This window comes from Egibacter rhizosphaerae, assembly GCF_004322855.1.
GTDB lineage: Bacteria > Actinomycetota > Nitriliruptoria > Euzebyales > Egibacteraceae > Egibacter > Egibacter rhizosphaerae.
Map to the genome: position 1 here is coordinate 2,490,311 of NZ_CP036402.1, position 18,526 is coordinate 2,508,836.

Annotated in this window: 13 protein-coding genes; 11 read left to right on the forward strand and 2 right to left on the reverse strand. The window is 74.2% G+C overall.

All coding sequences use genetic code 11. The annotated features are described in order from the left end of the window. Both ER308_RS11670 and ER308_RS11675 read left to right on the forward strand, forming a co-directional pair. Complete coding sequence (locus tag ER308_RS11670) at positions 1 to 1,278, forward strand: collagen-like protein (protein WP_131155152.1); 1,278 nt, start codon at positions 1 to 3, stop codon at positions 1,276 to 1,278. A 112-nt stretch (positions 1,279 to 1,390) separates the two neighbouring features. Beyond that, a complete protein-coding gene (locus tag ER308_RS11675) occupies positions 1,391 to 3,547 on the forward strand; it encodes a hypothetical protein (RefSeq protein WP_131155153.1) in 2,157 nt (718 codons plus the stop codon). Here the strand turns inward: ER308_RS11675 and ER308_RS11680 are convergent. Beyond that, positions 3,544 to 6,459: an AfsR/SARP family transcriptional regulator gene (locus ER308_RS11680; protein ID WP_165492026.1), complete on the reverse strand. Its 2,916-nt coding sequence runs from the start codon at positions 6,457 to 6,459 to the stop codon at positions 3,544 to 3,546. The two genes, ER308_RS11675 and ER308_RS11680, sit on opposite strands and share 4 nt — an antisense overlap. A gap of 182 nt (positions 6,460 to 6,641) precedes the next feature. On the opposite strand from ER308_RS11680, the gene ER308_RS11685 reads away from it, so the two are divergent. The 4 genes from ER308_RS11685 to ER308_RS11700 all read left to right on the forward strand — a co-directional run bounded on the left by ER308_RS11685 (position 6,642) and on the right by ER308_RS11700 (position 11,771). Further along, entirely contained in the window at positions 6,642 to 8,786 is a 2,145-nt protein-coding gene (locus tag ER308_RS11685; RefSeq protein WP_131155155.1) for an AfsR/SARP family transcriptional regulator, read from the forward strand. A gap of 168 nt (positions 8,787 to 8,954) precedes the next feature. Next, positions 8,955 to 9,764, forward strand: a complete 810-nt coding sequence (locus tag ER308_RS11690) for a thioesterase family protein (protein WP_131155156.1) — start codon at positions 8,955 to 8,957, stop codon at positions 9,762 to 9,764. 20 nt (positions 9,765 to 9,784) lie between these two features. Next, complete coding sequence (locus ER308_RS11695) at positions 9,785 to 10,921, forward strand: trans-sulfuration enzyme family protein (RefSeq protein ID WP_131155157.1); 1,137 nt, start codon at positions 9,785 to 9,787, stop codon at positions 10,919 to 10,921. A gap of 28 nt (positions 10,922 to 10,949) precedes the next feature. Continuing rightward, positions 10,950 to 11,771 carry an SGNH/GDSL hydrolase family protein gene (locus ER308_RS11700; protein WP_131155158.1) on the forward strand — a complete coding sequence of 274 codons (822 nt, stop codon included), beginning with the start codon at positions 10,950 to 10,952 and terminating at the stop codon, positions 11,769 to 11,771. A gap of 50 nt (positions 11,772 to 11,821) precedes the next feature. Here the strand turns inward: ER308_RS11700 and ER308_RS11705 are convergent, their stop codons facing one another. Next, positions 11,822 to 12,907: a class I fructose-bisphosphate aldolase gene (locus tag ER308_RS11705; protein WP_131155159.1), complete on the reverse strand. Its 1,086-nt coding sequence runs from the start codon at positions 12,905 to 12,907 to the stop codon at positions 11,822 to 11,824. Positions 12,908 to 13,346: 439 nt separating this feature from the next. On the opposite strand from ER308_RS11705, the gene ER308_RS11710 reads away from it, so the two are divergent. The 5 genes from ER308_RS11710 (at position 13,347) to ER308_RS11730 (ending at position 18,483) form a co-directional block, all read left to right on the forward strand. Continuing rightward, complete coding sequence (locus ER308_RS11710; RefSeq protein ID WP_131155160.1) at positions 13,347 to 13,550, forward strand: dodecin family protein; 204 nt, start codon at positions 13,347 to 13,349, stop codon at positions 13,548 to 13,550. Between the two features lie 143 nt (positions 13,551 to 13,693). Continuing rightward, positions 13,694 to 14,971, forward strand: a complete 1,278-nt coding sequence (locus ER308_RS11715; protein ID WP_131155161.1) for an adenylosuccinate synthase — start codon at positions 13,694 to 13,696, stop codon at positions 14,969 to 14,971. Between the two features lie 3 nt (positions 14,972 to 14,974). Beyond that, positions 14,975 to 16,261 (forward strand): phosphoribosylamine--glycine ligase, encoded by a 1,287-nt coding sequence (purD, locus tag ER308_RS11720; RefSeq protein ID WP_131155162.1) that lies wholly within the window; start codon positions 14,975 to 14,977, stop codon positions 16,259 to 16,261. Positions 16,262 to 16,641: 380 nt separating this feature from the next. Next, a complete protein-coding gene (locus ER308_RS11725; protein WP_131155163.1) occupies positions 16,642 to 17,556 on the forward strand; it encodes a DUF559 domain-containing protein in 915 nt (304 codons plus the stop codon). 21 nt (positions 17,557 to 17,577) lie between these two features. After that, positions 17,578 to 18,483, forward strand: coding sequence for a GNAT family N-acetyltransferase (locus tag ER308_RS11730; protein WP_131155164.1), 906 nt, complete (start codon positions 17,578 to 17,580; stop codon positions 18,481 to 18,483). The last annotated feature ends 43 nt before the right edge of the window (positions 18,484 to 18,526 follow it).

Here is an 18,526-nt window from a genome sequence, read left to right on the forward strand (position 1 = left end):
ATGAGCGACGAGACGACGGGCAAGGTGCCCTTCCGCGAAGCGATGGGGCTGTTGCGGAAGACGACACCGTTCCTGTTCGCGAACGTGGTCGTATACGGCGGGTTCTTCCTGGCCACGGTCCTGTGGATGGCCCTGTGGGGGGCGTTGGCGGTGTTCTTCGCCGAGCGAGTCGAGTTGCTCGCCATCATCTGCTTCATCATCGCCGTCGCGGTGCCGGGTGGGCTGCTGGTGCTCGGCAAGCGCTACGTCCTCTACCTCGTGCAGGGCGCGCACATCGCGGTCGCGACGAAGCTGCTGCTGGAGGGCGAACTCCCGCAGGGCAAGGGGCAGGTCGAGTACGGACGAGAGGTCGTCAAGGACAACTTCCGTGACGTGAGCATCCTGTTCGCGGTCGACCGCATCGTCGACCGGGTCGTGCGGGCGTTCGTGCGGTCGTTCGTGCGGATCGTCGACATCCTGCCGCTGGGTGGCGCCGTCTCCCAGATCGCGCGGATCGTCGGCCAGGTCGTGCGCCGTGCCGCCTCGTACATCGACAACGCGATCCTGTCCTACGCGATCGCGCTGAACGAGGACAACGTGTGGCGCAGCGCGCGGCACGGGCTGATCCTCTACGCGCAGGTGTACAAGCCGGTCCTCGCGACCGCGGCGAAGGTCTGGGTGCTCGGCCGCGTCTTCTTCGTCGTCGCGCTCGTCGCGGTCGGCGTCCCCTTGTTCTTCGGTGCGGCCGTGTTCTTCGACGCCTTCGTCGTCCAGCTGATCGCGCTGGTCGCGACGTTCCTGCTCGCGCACCTGCTCGTCCGCGCCTTCTTCGAGCCGTTCGCGATGATCTACACCCTCGCGACCTACCACCGGGCGATCGAGGGCGTCGAGATCAACGCGACCTGGGACCGGCGTCTGCAGGACACCTCGAAGGCCTTCCGCGACCTCGTCGGCCGTGCGCGCGAGCACGACGACACGACCGACCCGGTGGACGCCGACGCGTCCGAGGGGACGGGGGCGGAGGGGTCCGCCGGGGATACCGGCCGGGCTAGCCGCGGCGGGGCCGCGTCGCGTCAGGCCGGTGTCGGCGGGGGGCTCGGCGGGCTCCTCGGTCAGGCCGCCTCGGCCGCCGGGGACGCCCTCGGGCAGCGCAACGGCGGTAACGGTCCGGCGCCCGCGGGACCGACAGGCGAGGCGGCGCCGACCGGGGATACAGGCGAGGCGGCGCCGGCCGGGGATACAGGGTCGGCGGGGGATGCACCGGTCGCCGACGAGGACGCCCGCGGAGGTACCTCCTGACACCCCCGGCTCGTCCCGGCCCGAGGCGTGGGGCTCGGGCCGGGACGAGCCCCATCCGTCGCGCGACGACCGACCGACCGCGGAACGTATCCATGAACGGCGGGAGCATCTGATGGCGGGTTGCGCCGAGAGGGCATCGATCCGCCTCCTCGGGCGGGTCGCGGTCACCGGGGCCGATGGTGAGTTCGAGCCCCCGCCGCGGACGTGGGGCCTCGTGGTGGCGTTGGCGCTGCGCCCGCAGGGATTCGAGCGGGAGGAGCTCGCGCGGATCGTCGCTCCCGAGCTCGAACGCACGTCCGCTCGCCGCCGCCTCTCGCGCCTGCTGTGGCTTCTGCGCGACGCGGTGCCCGACCTGGCGCTCTCGATCACGAGTCGGCGCGTCACCCTGCCCGCGGACGCCCGCGAGGTCGACGTCGAGCAGATGCTCGCCTCGGCGCGCAGCGAGGCCGCCGACGACCTGGAGCTGGCCCTTCAGGGGACGTCGGGCGCGTTGGCTCAAGGGTGCGACCTGCCCTGGGTCGTCGAGCGCCGCAGGGAGGTGACCGCGGCGGTGCGCGACGCCATCGCTAAGCTCGCGAGTTGGCACCTCGCAGCCGACCGGCCGGCCGAGGCGATCCGTGTCCTTGCCCCGCGCCAGGCCGAGTACGCGGGGGACGGTGAGCTGCTCGGACTGCGCCTGCGGGCCCACCTCGCCCTCGGCGAGCGCGCGCAAGGGCTCGCCGCGCTGGATCGCTGGTGCGAGCAGAGCGGGCTGGAGGAGGAGCGGCTACCCCCGCACCTCCGCGAGCTCGTCGGCCAGCTGCGCGGGGAACGGGACGAGGTCGCCTATCACGAGCCGCGCCCGACCGCCCCGCCACACGCCTGGCAGGCGTTCGCGCACGGCTGCGGGCCGCGCGGGGACCGACGCGGGCAGAACCGGGCGATCGGCGTGCTGCGTCAGGCCGTCACCGACGGGACGCTGTCACGCGACGAGCTCCGGCTGGTCGAGATCGACCGAGCGCTCGACGAGCACGCTCTGGCGCTCGCGGAGCGGCTGCTCGCCATGGCCGACGCCGACAGCGGTGCGGTCGCGGTGCGGCGGGCGCGGCTCGCGCTCCTCTCGTGGCGGCTCGACGAGGCGGTGCAGGAGGCCTCGCGCGCGCTGGTCGACCACTACTGCGAGGGCGAGCGCGAGGCGCGGGTGGCCGCGCTGCTCGTCCAAGCGGCGGCGCACTCGCGGCGGGCGGACAAACGCGACGCGATCGCGAGCGCACAGGAGGCCCACCGAGCGGCTCGCGATCTCGGCCGGGCCGACCTGGAACTCGCCGCCGAGCTCGCCCACGGCCGCGAGCTCCTGCGCCAAGGGCGGTTCGCCCAGGCGCTCGACCGGCTCGATCCCGCGGGTGCCCGCGCCGAGGAGCTGGGCCTCGCGCGCGTCGAGCTGGACTTGCGGCACGAGACCGCGCGGGCCCGGTGCCGGCTCGGTGAGCTGGACATCGCCGACGTGCAGCAACGTGACCTGCGGCAGCGGTGGGCCGAGCTGGGCTATCCCGCTCGTGAGGCGGCTGCCGCGAGCGAGCACGCCTACACGCTCATTCGCGCCGGTCGGATCGCCGAGGCGCTCGAGGCCACCGACGACGCGCGTGACCTCGCCGAGCGCGGCGGCAGCCCCGAGCAGCACGGCTGGGCGTGCTTCTATCGCGCGCTCGCACTGACCTGCCGCGACGGGATGGTCGACGCGTCGTGGCGGGCCGCGCTGGTCGCCACCGAGCGTGCCGACGTCGTGGCGGACCCCGGGCTGGTCGCGACGTCCCGGCTGCTGATCGGTCTGCTCGACTACCTCGCGGATCGTCCTGGCGAGGCGCTCGAGTCCCTGCACGAGGCCCGCGAGCGTTACACGAGCCGCGACGAGTTCGATCACCTGCCGCTCGTGCTCGCGATCGAGGGCCTCGCGCACCTCGCCCGAGGGGAGGTCGAGCTCGCCCGCGACGCGACGGCGCGCGGGCTGCGCGAGATCGCGCAGCTTGGCGCGAGCGATTTCGCGGTGGGGTTGCACTACGCGCACGCGCGGGTGCTGGAGGCGTGCGACCGGCCCGAGGAGGCCGGACGCTGGCTGAGCCGGGGGAACGAGCTTCTGCGGGAGATCGCCCGTGAGGCGGGGCTCGACCCGATGGCGCTGGCGGCCCGCGACCCGCTGACCCGCGCCCTCACGGCCGCCGCGGCCGCGCGGACGCTGGACGACACGCCCGCCAGCGCCGCCCGCCGGACGTCGTCGGACCGGCGCCCCTAACCGGTGGCCCCGTCCTCCCACGCCGCGGTGCGCGCGCGACGGCGCAGCGCCTCGGCCTGCGCCGAACGACCTGCCGCCTCCAGGAGCCCGGCGGCACGGTCGTGGCGGGCCGTGTCGAACGGGGCGATCGCGATCGCGTCCCCGAACAGCCGGGCCGCCTCGTCGGCATCCCCGCTCTCGGCGGCCGCCGTCGCCACCTGGTCCAGCAGCGCGAGCCGCAGCCGCGCGACCTCCCTCCTCGCCGGCTCGACCCATTCCTCGCCCCGGTTGTCGGGCAAGAGGTCGCCGGCGAGACCCAGGGCGATCCGCGCGCCCTCCCGGGAGCCGGTCGACCCGTGCAGCGCCTCCCTGGCGGCCTCGACGAACGCCGCGTGGTCGATCGTGGCGCCCTCGGGCAGGGTGAGCCGGTCGCCGTCGCGGGTCACGAGGTCGGCGCACTCCCGACGCAGCCGGGCGAGCACTCGCCGGAGCCGCTGGCGACCCGCGTGGGGGTCGGTCTCGGGCCAGAGCGCCTCGATCACCTGCTCGGAGGACGCGCTCCCACCCTGCAGGGCCACGATCTTCACGAGGGCGGCGAGGCGGCCGTCCGGGGGGGTGGCGTCGTGACCGGCGTGATCCACACGGAACCCGTCGAACAGCCGCACCACGGTGCGTGGGGAGGGCTCGTCCGCCGGCTCGCTTGTGACGAGCGGGGCGAGCTGCGCCGCGAGCCGAGCCTCGCGGATCCACGGTGCGTCCGGGACGTCGGTCGCCTCGGCGCGCTCGAGGGCGTCGCGCACGTGGGCCGCGGCGTCGTCCCGGGCGCCGCGACGGCGCGCAGCCTCCGCGCGCAGGAGGGCGACGCGCCAACGCTCCCGGGGTTCGAGGGCCGGTCGTTGCACGGCCTCCTCCAGATAGTCCTCGGCCCGCTGGGGATCGCCGCTGCGCGCGTGCAGCGCGAACGCGGCGAGCGGCACGAGGCCGAGCGTGCCGGTGTCAGCGGTGTCCGCCCGGGCGAGCAGGTCCCAGGCCCGATCGACCTCGCCGACCCGGTCCAGCAGCTGGGCGAGGTCGGCGAGCAGGTAGGCGCCACCGGAGGTGTCGACGAACCGGTCGCCGGCCAGGCGCAGCGCCTCGTCCACCGCCCGGACGGTGCCGGGGGCGTCCCCACGATGCGAGGCCGAGCGGGCGAACCCCCACTGCGCGTACACCTGGGCGGTGCGGTCCTGGAGACGCTCGCCGAGCCGTGCGGTCTCCGCGAAGCACCGGTCGGCTTCCTCGTGGCGCCCGGCGTAGGTGAGCACGTACCCCAGGAACGGCAGGGCGTTCGCGCGCTGCTGGCTGAACGCGCCCGCGTTGGCGAGGGCCGTGTCGAGGTAGGTGATGGCGTCCTCGTGGCGCCCCAACGGCCACGCGACGACGAGTCCGCGGAAGAGCGCGACCTGGGCCAACAGCGACGACTCCCCGAGCCGGTCCCAGATGCCCATCGCCTCGGCCAGCAGCCCGTCCGCGCGGCGCAGGTCCGCCTCCTCCCGGCTCGAGGCCGTGATGCGCGCCACGGCCTGCAGCGCTTTCGCGCGGACGACGGGTCGGTCGGTGTCGGTGCGGGCGAGCAGCTCCTCCGCCCGCTCGTGCACGTCGTCCTCCCGGCCCTGGTACATCTCGGCGAGGATGCGCTCGGCCTCGACCTCGTCGGCCATGGCGGGGTCGGGCGGCAGGGCCTCCGCGCGCTCCAGCGCGGCGTGGCTGCCCTCGATGTCGTGTGCGTGGCGGCACGCGCGGGACAGGTGCACGAGCACGCGCGGATCGCGGCGCAGCGCCGCGTCGCTCACCGACCCGCAGAGACGCTGCAGGGGCTCGGGACCCAGCTGGACGGCGGCCTGGCTCGACCACGAGCCCGCGGTCGCGACCGCGCGCTCCTCGCAGCCGGCGCGCAGCAACACCCACACGGCGGCCCGGCGCTCCTCGCGCAGGTCGTAGGCGCGCGCGGCGGTCTCGGCGGTGGAGGTGTCGAGGGACGCCCGACCGACGAGCTGGTCCCGTACGGGATCGGTGATCGTCCACCATCCGTCCCGCGTGGGGGTGAGCGGCAGTCCGGCCGCGGCGAGCGTGTCCAGCGTGCCGGCGCGCCCCGCGACGCGGTCCGTGAGTGGCCCGTCGAGCAGCGGCAGGTGCGCGAGCTGGACGACCAGGTCCCGGTCCTCGGGGCGCAGTCGTCCGAGCGCGGATTCGGTGAGCGCCCCGAGCGTCGCGGGTTCCTGGGCGTGCCGCTGGATCGCCGCGCCGGTGTCCTCGGCGGGCAGTGCGGGCAGGAGCATGCGCAGCGCCGCGGGCCAGCCGGCCGTGGTGCGCCGCAGCAGCCCCGCATCGTCCTCCGACAGGTCGAGGCCGTAGGCACGGCCGAGCTCGGCGATCTCGGCCTCGGAGAACGCGAGGTCGTCACTCGACAGCAGTGTCGCGTCGGGGCGCTCGCTCAGCGGACGCAGCTCGGGTGGCAGCCAGCGGGCACACAGGACGACCACGTGCGGCTCGGGCAGCTCCTCGATCGCCTCGCGCAGGTAGCGGGCGGCGTCGTCTTGCAGTCGCTGGGCGTCGTCGACGAGCAGCAGCGTCGGCTCGCTCACCTCCACCAGCCCGTCGTGCAGCGCGTCGGCGAGGCCGCTCGGGTCGGCGGCGGTGGCGTCGAGGATCTCCGAGGCCTCCTCGAGGCGGGCACGCGCCAACGCCTGCCGCACGCTCTCCAGCAGCTGGTGGGCGTCGGCGGCGTCCTGGCGTACGCGCACCCGCGCGGCGGGGCACTCGTGCGTCTCGAGGAGCTCGGCGGCCAGGGCCGTCTTGCCGTAGCCCGCTCCCGCGATCACCGCGGAGATACGTGTCCGCAACAGCGCCTGCCGAAGGTGCGGCCGCGCGACGTGCTCGGCCGCCATCGTCATCACTGGCCTCCCGCGCCGTGCCCTCATCGTGTCACGCCCGTGTCACGCCCTATCGTGCACCATCCTTCACACGCGGCGATCCCCCGACGCGGGAGACGAGGGGAACGCCGCGCAGCGCCACGCGCATCACGGGGGGACGCGCGTGGCTCGGTGGATCGACGGTCGAGTCGAGAGGCGAGGTCATGGGATCTGTGAACGTGCGGGTGAGATTGCTCGGGCCGGTGCGGGTCGAGACGGACGGGCGGGTGCAGGAGCCTCCGCCGCGAACCCACGGCCTGTTGGCGGTGCTCGCGCTCGAGCCCGGCGGATACGAGCGGGGCCGGCTGGCCGAGCTCGTGGCCCCCGGGGCCGGGTCGAGTGCAGCGCGACGGCGCCTGTCGCGCTTGCTGTGGCTGCTGCGTGACGCGGTGCCGGCGCTGCCGGTCACCGTCGGCCCCAGGTGGGTGGCGCTCGACGCCGATCACTTGACGGTCGACGTCGCCGAGGTCGAGGAGCTGGCGGCCTCGGACACGCCCCAGGCGCTGGAGGCGGCGTTCGAGCGTGTGGGCGGGCCGCTCTGCCCCGACGTCGACCTGCCCTGGGTCAGCGAGCAACGCGAACGGGTGCGCACCCTGGCCGAGCGGATCGCTGCGCGCGTTGCCGAGGACCGCGCCGGGCGCGGCGAGATGGCGGCGGCTCGGGACGCCGCGGATTGGCTGCTGGCCCACGATCCGGGCTCGACGACCGCGCTCGAGCTGCGGCTCCGCGCCGACCGGGTGCTCGGCCGCCGACAGGAGGCCGACGAGGCGGTCGCGGCGTGGGAGCAGGCGCAGGGTGCCACCGAGGCCTCCGCCCCGCCGGTTGTACGCGACCTGTTGGCCGCGATCCGGCGCGAAGCGACCATGCCTGAGGTGCCCCGCGAGGACGCCGCTCCCGAGGAGTGGCAGCTCGAGGCCCGGTTGGCGGGTGCCCGCGGTGATACGTCGGGGCAGCGGCGGGCGCTCGCGATGCTGCGCAACGCCTCCAGCCTCGGACGGATCACCCGCGCCGAGCTGCGCATCGCCGAGGTCGACGCGGCGCTCGACCGCGAGGAGTACCCGCTGGCAGACCGCTTGCTCGCCATGGGCCGCGACGATCCCGACACGGTGGCGCTGCAGATCCGCCGCTGCCGCGTCGCGCTCGCCCACGGGGCGCTGGATCAGGCGATGGAGGAGGCCAGCGACGCGCTGCTGCGCGCCTACTGCGACCGACGGGAGCTCGCGCGGCTCGAGGCGCTGCTGGCGCTGGCCGCGGTGATGTCGGCGCGGGGCGAGGGGCGAGAGGCCCTGGGTGCCGCTGCGCAGGCCCAGGAGATCGCCGAGCGCGCTGGGCGGCTCGACGCCGTGCTCGAGGCGGACCTGGTGGCGGGGCGCGAGGAGGCACGGCAGGGCCGCTTCAAGGCGGCCGCGACCCGCCTCGTCGAAACCCGGGCGCGGGCTGCGGGATCGGGGTTCGCGCGGCTCGAGGGCGAGGCGTTGCACGAACTCGCCCGAGCACGGTGCCGGCTCGGGGAGCTCGACGCGGCCGACGGGCTCCACCGCGAGGCGCGCGAGCACTGGCGGCGCCTGTCCCTGCCGGTGCGGGAAGCGGTTGCCTGCGGCGAGCACGCGCACACCCGGGCGCGGGCCGCGCAGCACGAGGAGGCGCACGAGCTCGCCGAGCGCAGCGAGGAGCTCGCGACGGGCGCCGGCGCGAGCTCCGCCGCCGGGTGGGCGTGCCTGTCGAGCGGGCTGGTGCGGTTGTTCGAGGGTGACACCGAGCACGCGGATCGTGCCTTCGCACGGGCCGAGGCCCACGCCGGGAAGGACGCCGACGACTCGCTCACCGCGGCGCTCGCGGTCCACCGCGGCTTCGCGGCCTACCTGCGCGGCGAGTCGTCGTCGGCGCTGGCCGAGGTGACCAGCGCCCGGGAGTGGTACGAGCGTCGCGACGAGCTCGAGCAGCTGCCGGTCATGCTCGTGGTCGAGGCGCTCGCCCGACTCAAGCTCGGCGAGCTGCACGCGGCGCGTGTGGCGACGGAGCGCGCCCTCACCGAGGTGGCCCAGCTCGGCGCGGGTGACCTCGCGGTATGGGTGCACTATGCCCACGGGCGGGTGCTGGAGAGCGCCGGTGACGACGAGAACGCCCGCGTGTGGTTCGGGCACGGGATCGATCAGCTGCACGCGATGGCGTGCGCGGCCGGGGTCTCGGCCGAGGAGTTCGCCACCCGCGACCCGCTGACGCGCGGGCTCGGGGTGGCCGCGACCGCCGCCGGCGTGGCGAACGTGCCGGCCACGTGGGTCACGGGCCGCCCCGCCGGGGTGGCCTAGCTCCCCGTTCGGCCGTGGCCTCCAGCTCACACGTCCCCCCGTCCGGGCGGTGCCCAGCCCTTCCTGCCGTGCCGGCGGCTCCGTGTCGGCCGCATCCAGCGCCACCGGCACCGGTAGGCAAGCACCCCGGTGTCCCACGCGTGTCCCGTTGCCCGGTAGGCTCGGGCCATGGCGAGCGGGCCCGGCGGTGAGCTCGATGTCGATACGGTGCTCGAGCGGGGTCGGCCGGGGGTGCACCACGGCGTCGCGAGCGAGCGATGGAGCGTGGGGCCGGCCCTGAACGGCGGGTACGGGCTCGTGCTCGCGCTCCGAGCGATCGCTGCCGAGGTCCCGGCGCCCGACCCGCTCACGGTCACCGGGCACTTCCTCTCGGGGCTGGTTCCCGGACCCGTGGAGATCGCCGTCGCGGTGCACCGCGAGGGGCGGCGCGCCGCGGTGGCCACCGCGGCGATCCGCCAGGAGGGGGAGGCGCGCGTCCGCGCGATCGCCCGCTTCGGGGAGCTGCCGGCCGCACCCGATCCGCAGTACCTGGACGTGGCCCCTCCGTCGTTGCCGCCGCCCGACGCGTGCGTGGGCCGTGAGCCCGGTGCGGGGAATCCGCTGGGCATCGCGCTGCTCGAACGGGTCGATTGGCGCGTCGACCCGACCGCCCGCGGCTGGATGATCGACGGGATCCCCAACGGGCGGCCCCGCCAGGTCGGGTGGTTGCGGTTCGCGGACGGACGGCCCAACGACCTCCTCGGCCTGGCCTGCCTGGTCGACGGGATCGCTCCGACGGTGATGGAGCTCGGCATCGGCGGATGGGTGCCGACCCTGGAGCTCACCGTGCACCTGCGCGCACACCCGGCTGCCGGCTGGTTGCGGTGCGCCCTGGCCTCCCACGTCGTGCAGGGGGGCCTCACCGACGAGACGTGCGAGCTGTGGGACGGGGACGGACGCTTCGTGGCAGCGGCGCGCCAGCTCGCCCGCCTCCCCTAGGTGCGGGTACGGTGCCGCGCATGTCGAACCCGCTCGAACGCGCCGACGCGGGCGGCCTGGCACCGGCGACGGTCGCCGTCGCCGCCGGGCGGCCCCACCAGCCTGGGGATCCCGTGAACCCCCCGGTGGTCCTGACCTCGATCTACCGCTCCGAGGAGGACGCGCCGCCGGGGTACGCCCGGGAGGGCAATCCCACCTGGACCGCCTTCGAGGAAGCCCTCGGGTCCCTCGAGGGGGGCGCCGCCGTCGCGTTCGCCTCCGGGATCGCCGCGGTCGACGCCGCGCTCGGGGGCCTGCCCGACGGCGCGGTCGTCGTTGTCCCGGACGACGCGTACAGCGGCACGCACGCGCTCGTCGACCACCTCGCCGAGCGCGGCCGGCTGACCCCTCGCGCGGTCGACATCGCCGACACCGAACGGGCGCTCGCGGCGTGCGACGGCGCGGACGCCCTCTGGGTGGAGTCCCCCACCAACCCGCTCATGGGCGTGGCGGACATCCCCGCACTCGCGGAGGGCGCGCACGCCCGGGGCTGTCGCGTGGTGGTCGACGCGACCTTCACGACGCCGATGCGGCAACGTGCCCTCGACCAGGGGGCCGACGTCGTCGTGCACAGCGCGACGAAGTTCCTGTCGGGGCATTCCGACGTGCTGCTCGGCTCGGCGGTGACGCGGGACGTGGATCACCTCGCCCAGTTGCGAGCCCACCGCACGCGGCACGGTGCGGTTCCGGGGCCGATGGAGGCGTGGCTCGCCCTGCGCGGCCTGCGGACCCTGGGTGTGCGGATCGAGCGGGGGGAGGCCTCGGCCCGCGAGCTGGCCCGCCGGCTGGCCGCTCATTCGATGGTGCACCGGGTGCGGTATCCGGGCCTGCCCGACGATCCGGGTTATCGGCGGGCGACCGAGCAGCTCGACGGACCGGGCGCGATGCTGTCGTTCGAGGTCGCCGACGCGGGGACCGCCGACGCTGTCTGCGCCGGTGTCCGGGTGATCGCACACGCGACCAGCCTCGGCGGGGTGGAGACCACGCTCGAGCGCCGGACCCGCCAGCGCGGCCAGTCGCACCTGCCCGCGGGCCTCGTGCGCGTGAGCGTCGGCTGCGAGGACGTCGAGGATCTCTGGACCGACCTCGCGCGCGCCCTCGAGGCCGCGGCAGCGTGAGACGCGTGGCGGCGAGGGGCACACCGGCGTGAGGCGCGTGGCGGTCGAAGGAGGCAAGCGCGGAGGGGTCCGCCGACCGGCGCTCTGGCTCGGGGCGCCGGCCGCGCTGCTGGCCCTGGTCGTCGGGCAGGCCTGGATGACCGCGCGCGAGGAGTACCTCCCGCGGCCGCCCTACGAGGTGGCACACACCGTGACGCCCGACGGCGAGGTTCGCGCCGGCGCCGACACGGGGCAGGTACGGCTCGCCGTGCTCGGGGACTCGACCGTCGAGGGGATCGGCTCACCGACTGCCGAGGGCGCGCTGCCGGTGCTCGTCGCCTCCCGCGTCGCCGAGGCGCTGGACCGGACGGTCGGCGTCGTGGGCTTGGGGGTGTCCGGCGCACGCACCCGCGACGTGCAGCATGACCAGGCGCCCCGTCTCGCTGGGGGGGAGTGGGACGTGGTGCTCGTGGTCGTGGGGTCCAACGACGTGACCCACGCCCACGCTCCCTGGCGCATGGCGGAGACGACCCGAAGGATGCTCGAGGAGGTCGAGGCGGCCAGCCGTGCCCCCGTGGTGCTGGGCGGCATCCCGGAGTTCCACACGGTGCCGGCTGTGCCGAGGCCCCTGCGGTGGCTGCTCGGCTGGCAGGCCGACCTGCTGCGCGCCCGCCAGGCCGCGGCCGCCCGCGACGTCGGGGTGCGGTTCGTCGACATCCGGGCCGAGGCCAGCCCCCGCTTCCTCGGCCGGCCCGAGTCCATGAGCGCCGACGGCTTCCACCCCTCGGACCTGGGATACGGCCTCTGGGCCGATGCGCTGGCGCCTCAGGTCGCCGACGCGGTCGCGGCGGGTGACACGGCCCCCGAATGATCGCGGGGCGGCCCACGTGGGCCGCCCCGTCGTCCGTGGTGCGCGGCCGTCTAGGCCACGGCGATCTCCTCGTTGCGGTAGACGTCCTGGATCGCGTGCAGCAGCTCGATGCCCTCCTCCATCGGGCGCTGGAACGACTTTCGGCCGCTGATCAGCCCCATGCCGCCGGCTCGCTTGTTGATGACCGCGGTGCGCACCGCCTCGGCCTTGTCGCTGTGCCCCGAGGAGGCGCCACCCGAGTTGATCAGCCCGGCCCGGCCCATGTAGCAGTTGAGCACCTGGTACCGGGTGAGGTCGATCGGATGGTCGCTCGCGAGCTTGTCGTACATCAACGGGTCGAGCTTGCCGTACGAGCTGTCGCCGGCGTTGAGCGCCTCGTACCCACGGTTCGTCTCGGGCAGCTTCTGCTTGATGACGTCCGCCTCGATCGTGACGCCGAGGTGGTTCGCCTGCCCGGTGAGGTCGGCGGCCGCATGGTAGTCGGTGCCGCCGGTCTTGAACGCGTCGTTGCGGGTGTAGCACCAGAGCACGGTGAACATCCCCAGCTCGTGTGCCTCGTGGAAGGCCTCGGCGATCTCCACGAGTTGGCGGTTCGACTCGGGCGAACCGAAGTAGACCGTCGCGCCGATCCCGGCGGCCCCCATGTTCCACGCCTCGCGCACCGTTCCGAACCGGATCTGGTCGAACGTGTTCGGGTACGTCAACAACTCGTTGTGGTTGATCTTGACGATGAACGGGATGTGGTGTGCCCACTTGCGGGCGGTCATCCCGAGCACCCCGAACGTCGAGGCGACGGCGTTGCAGCCTCCCTCGTACCCCAGGCGCACGATGTTCTCGGGGTCGAAGTACGCGGGGTTCTTGGCGAAGCTCGCCCCGGCCGAGTGCTCGACCCCTTGGTCGACGGGCAGGATCGACAGGTGCCCCGTGCCGGCGAGCCGCCCGTGGTTGAAGACCTGCGCCAGGTTGCGCAGCGCCTGGTTGCCGCGGTCGCTGGGAATGAAGATGCGATCCACGAAGTCGGACCCCGGCAGGTGCAACTGCTCGGCGCCGACCGTGTCGCACTTGTGGTTCAGCAGCGAGTCGGCCTCCTCGCCGAGCAGGCCCGTGATGTCGTCGATGGTGAGCTCGCTGACCATGTGTCCTCCTGCGTCGCCGTTGCGTCGGGTGCGGGACGTCGGCTCGTCTTTGTCGGTCGTCTGTCGCTGCGGGGTCGCCCGGGTGGCTGCGGAACCGGGATCGAGCGTGCGCGGTCTCCGGTCTGGGGGCAGTCTGCCCCGCGGGTCAGGGGGGTCAAGCGCGTGCTGCCCCCAACCGTAGGTCTCCCGGGGTGCTGGTGGGTTGTCACACCGGGTGTGGGTGGTGTCTCGCCGGGGTGTGGGTGGGTGTCTCGTCGAGCGGTGCGGGTTGGCGTCCCCACGTGTCGGCCGTAGGATCGCGCCGTCTGCTCGCTGCGCGGCGTGCGGCGAGCGCGCCCGCGGTGGGTGGATCCGATGGGTTCGCCGACCTCGCTGCCGGATGCGGCGAGCGGCGCGGGCCCGTCGGACCCGGACCGTCGATCCGAGCTGGAGGCCCGCCATGGCCGTGATCAAGACCATCGACCTCGTGGGCGTGTCGACCGAGTCGTGGCGGGATGCCGCGCACAAGGCGCTCGCCGAGGCGTCCAAGACGCTCCGCGGTATCGAGGGCTTCGACGTGCTCGAGACCTCCGCGACCGTCCAGGACAACGAGATCGACGAGTACCACACGCACATCCGCATCCGATTCCGCCTGGAGCGGTAGGCCCGGTGGGAGTGCCGGAGCGGTAGGCCCGGTGGGAGTGCCGGAGCGGTAGGCCCGGTGGGAGTGCCGGAGCGGTAAGCCGGGGGATGATCCGGCACCATGGATGTGGACGTGCGACCGCCGCACACGCGAGGAGCGAGCCGATGGGCGCGATCATCGTTGTCGGCACCCAGTGGGGTGACGAGGGCAAGGGCAAGGCCACCGATCTGCTGGCCGACGACGTGGGCTACGTCGTGCGCTATCAGGGGGGCAACAACGCGGGCCACACGATCATCGTGGGCGACCGCACGCTGAAGCTCCACCTCGTGCCGAGCGGGGTCATGTACCCGGCGGTCACGCCGGTGATCGCCGACGGGGTCGTCCTCGACCCGGGGGTCCTGTTGGAGGAGCTCGACGAGCTCGTCGCCCAGGGCCTCGACGTCTCGAAGCTCGCGATCAGCGGCAACGCGCACCTGATCATGCCCTATCACCGTGAGCTCGACCGCGTGACCGAGCGGTACCTCGGCAAGCAGAAGCTCGGCACCACCAAGCGCGGCATCGGGCCCGCGTACGCGGACAAGGCCGCACGGGTGGGGCTGCGCGTGCAGGACCTGTACGACATGAAGATCTTCCGCCAGAAGCTCGACACGGTGCTGAAGGAGAAGAACGCGGTCCTCTCGCGCGTCTACAACCGCATGCCGATGAGCGCCGCCGAGATCGAGACCGAGTACGCGGTCTATGCCGAGCGCCTGCGCCCGTACATCGCCGACACCGTCAGCCTGCTGCATGACGCAATGGACGGCGGCGAGCGCGTGCTGCTCGAGGGTGCCCAGGGCACGCTGCTCGACCTCGACCACGGCACCTATCCGTTCGTCACCTCCTCGAACCCGGTGGCGGGGGGTGCGCTGACCGGCGCCGGTGTCGGCCCGAACGACATCGAGCAGGTTATCGGGATCACGAAGGCGTACGTCACCCGGGTCGGGTCGGGGCCGTTCCCCACCGAGCTCGACGGCGAGATCGCCGAGCGGATCACCGACCGGGGCGCCGAGTACGGCACGACCACGGGCCGTCGCCGGCGCGTGGGCTGGTTCGACGCGGTGCTCGCCCGTTACGCGGCGAGGGTGAACGGCCTGACCGAGCATTTCCTCACCAAGCTGGACGTTCTCAGCCAGTTCGAGACGGTGCGGCTGTGCCGTGCCTACCGCTACCAGGGCGAGGAGTACGAGCACTTCCCCCCTCACCAGTCGATCATCCACCACGCCGAGCCGGTGTACGAGGACCTGCCCGGTTGGCACGAGGACATCTCCGGGGTGACCGAGTTCAGCGACCTGCCGAAGGAGGCGCAGGCCTTCGTCGAGCGCATCGAGGAGCTTGGCGGGGTCCCCGTCCGGTGGGTCTCGGTCGGCCCGGCCCGCAGCCAGACGCTCGAACGGGGTCGCTGACCGGTGAAGGTGCTCGTGCTCGGGGGCGGCGGGCGCGAGCACGCCCTGTGCTGGGCGCTCGACCGTTCCCCCTCGGTGCAGGAGGTCGTCTGCGCGCCCGGCAACCCCGGCATCGCTGAGGTGGCGGACGTCCGCGCGCTTGACGTGACCGACGACGAGGAGGTCGTGGCGCTCGCCCGGGCACTGGCCGCGGACCTCGTCGTCGTCGGGCCGGAGGCGCCGCTGGTCGCGGGCGTGGCGGACGCGTTGCGCGGGGCGGGTGTGGCGGTGTTCGGTCCTTCCGCCGATGCGGCGCGGCTCGAGGGCTCGAAAGCGTTCGCCAAGGAGGTCATGGCTGCCGCGGGGGTGCCGACGGCCCGCTGGTGGACCGGGGACGACGCCGAGGCGGCCCGCGCCGCTCTGGACGAGTTCGCACCGCCCTACGTGGTGAAGGCGGACGGGCTCGCCGCGGGGAAGGGTGTCGTGATCGCCAGCAGCCGGTCCCAGGCCGAGGACGCCGTCGACGAGGCGCTCGTGACCGGTGCGTTCGGTGAGGCCGGCCGACGCGTCGTGCTGGAGGAGTTCCTCCAGGGCCCGGAGGTCAGCCTCTTCGGCGTTGCCGACGGGCAGTACGCCCGCGCGCTCGTCGCGGCGCAGGACTACAAGCGGATCGGCGACGACGACACCGGCCCGAACACCGGCGGGATGGGGGCGTACTCCCCGGTACCCGCGCTCGACGACGCGGCGGTCGAGGCACTCGGCGAGGCGATACTCGGTCCGGTGGCCGCGGCTCTCGCCGAGCGCGGCACCCCGTACGTCGGAGTGCTCTACGCAGGGCTGGTGATGACGCCGGACGGCCCGAAGGTGCTCGAGTTCAACGCGCGCTTCGGCGACCCCGAGGCGCAGGCCTTCCTGCCGCGCCTGCGCGCCGACGGTCCGGGCGACCTCGGCTTGCTGTTGTCCGCTGCTGCGCGCGGCGATCTTCCCGGTGCACCGCCGCTCGCGTGGGACCGGCGGGCCTGCGCGACGGTGGTGTTGGCCTCGGCCGGGTATCCGGCCTCCTCCTCCTCGGGGGACCCGATCTCGGGCGTGAGGGAGGCCGCCGCGGTGCCGGACGCGCTGGTGTTCCACGCCGGCACGGCTGTGGAGGAGGGCGAACTCGTCACCGCGGGCGGGCGGGTGCTCTCCGTCTCGGGTCTGGGGGCGACCGTCGCCCAGGCGCGGGCGATCTCGTATCAGGCCGCGGACCGGATCTGGTTCGCGGGTCAGCAACGGCGGGAGGACATCGCGGCTCGGCCGCTCGGCGGCTGACCGTGGGATGGTGATCGGGGCCGCCGACGGTGCGACGCGGCTGACCGTGGGGCGGTGGCCGGCGGGCCGGTTGGCGCCCGGGGTGTGCGGTGAGCGTTCGGTCGAGTGGCGTCGTGGTGCGGTTACCCGCGCGCCCGGTGTCGACCCGTGATCGTGGTGCGGTTGCCCGCGGGCGCGCGGGTAGCTGTACCGCGAAAAGTGGGTGAGCGGTCGGCGTGGGGGCGTCCGCCGATTCGTCGTGCGGTTACCCGCGCCAGCGCGGGTAACCGCACCGTGCCTCGGAAGGGCCGGTAGGGCGTCCGCACGCCGCATGGAAGCCGTCCACACCCCCGGAGCGCCCGATTCGGGCTCCCGGGTGCCACTGGCCGGATGCTCGCCGCATGGACGAGCAGCTGGCGGAGGCGTATCGGCGGATGGCGGCCAACCACGGCCTCATCGAACGGTCGGAGGCGGTGAGCCTGCTCGGTGCGAAGCGTGTCGACGGGCTGCTGCGCCGTGGCCGGTGGGGGGTGGTGCACCGCGGTGTCTACCGCGCGGCCGGGAGCGCGCGGCCCGCCGAGCAGATCCACCTGGCGGCGGTCTGGCGCGTCGGCTACGAGGCGGTGCTGACCGGCGAGCCCGGGCTCGGCCTCTTCGGTGTGGAGGCCAACCGCTCGGATGCCGTGCCGGACGTGATCGGGCGGCGTGGACAACGCGTGCGTGCGGCCCCGTTCCGGGTGCGGTACGTGGGTCCGCTCCACCCGCGCGATCGCGCGACCCTGAACCGCATCCCCATCGCCCGTCCGCACCGGATGCTGGTCGACCGCGCCGCAGAGTTGCGCGGCCGGGAGCTGCGGACGGTGATCGATTCAGCCCGACGGCTCGGGTTGACGGGCGAGGACCGCCTGCACGATGCCGCGATGCGGGCGAGGCCGCAGCGCGGGGCCGCGGTGGTTCTCCGGTTGCTCGAGAGCGGGGGGCTCGCGACCGAATCGGAGGGGGAGCGGCTGCTGGCGGACCTCTTCTCCGACGTGGACCCACCGCCGGAGCCCCAGCAGTTCCTGCTGCCCGACATCAGGGTCGACCTCGTCTGGCGTGACGCCGGCCTGGTCGTCGAGTACGACGGGACCGATCACCACACCCTGCGCAGCGATCGCGACTACGATCGCCAGCGTCGCGATCGGCTGCGCGCCGCCGGCTGGACGGTCATCGTCGTCACCAAGCAGATGTGCCGCGACCTGGACGGCCTGCGCCGTCGGGTGCTCGCCCGCCGCGCGGAGTTGCTCCGCGAGCGGACCGCGATCGCCGACGCTTGAGCCCTACCCGAGGTGACGCCGATGCTCCACCGGTTGCCCGAGCTGCGCCCGCTGACACCCGACGAGGCGCCCGCGGTGGGGGAGCTCGCTGAGCGGGTGTGGCGCGCCTACGACATCGCCCGTGGACGTCCCGAGCGGCCGCGGAGCACCGACGAGCAGATCGCCCGGAGGGACGCGCGGCTGCGCCGGGCGATCGCCAACGACCCGAGCTCGTCGACCGGCGCGTGGGACGGTGACGCGTTGGTCGGGATCGCGCTCGCCCGCCGCCGCGAGGCCTTCTGGGGTCTGTCGACGCTCCTCGTCCACCCCGAGCACCAGAGCGCCGGGGTCGGGCGGATGCTGCTCGAGGCGGCACTGGAGTCGGGTGAGGACGCGCCGTACGGGATGATCGTCGCCAGCGAGGACCCCCGAGCCACCGCGCGGTACCGCCTGGCGGGCTACCGCCTGCATCCTTGCCTGCACGCGGAAGGCACGGTCGACCCCGCCACCCTGCCGGCCGTGCCGGAGGCGCGCGCCGGCACCGGCGCGGACCACGAATGGATCCACGAGCTCGGCCGGCGACTGCGCGGCGGTGGCTACGGCCCGGACCTCGACGGCCTGGGGGAGGACCGGAACCACCTCGTCGTCGTCGAGCGCGGGGACCGGCGGGGATGGGCGTTCGTTCGCGACTCGCAGGTCACGCAACTCGGCGCGACCGATCCCGAGACCGGCGCCGGGGTGCTCCGCGCAGCGCTCGCCGCCACGCGGCCGGACCCCGACGAGCCGACCACGTCTCCCCCCGTCGTGGTGCGCCAACTCACCGCCGAGCAGGAGTGGGCCGTCGACGTGTGCCTCGAGGCCGGCCTGCGGCTGCAGCCCAAGGGGCCCCTGTGCACCCGGGGCATGGATCCGCCCGTGCCGTACCTGCCGGATGGCGTCGCGTTCTAGGCATCGTGGCGCGGGGCCGCTGCCGCTCGACCGGTGTGTGTCG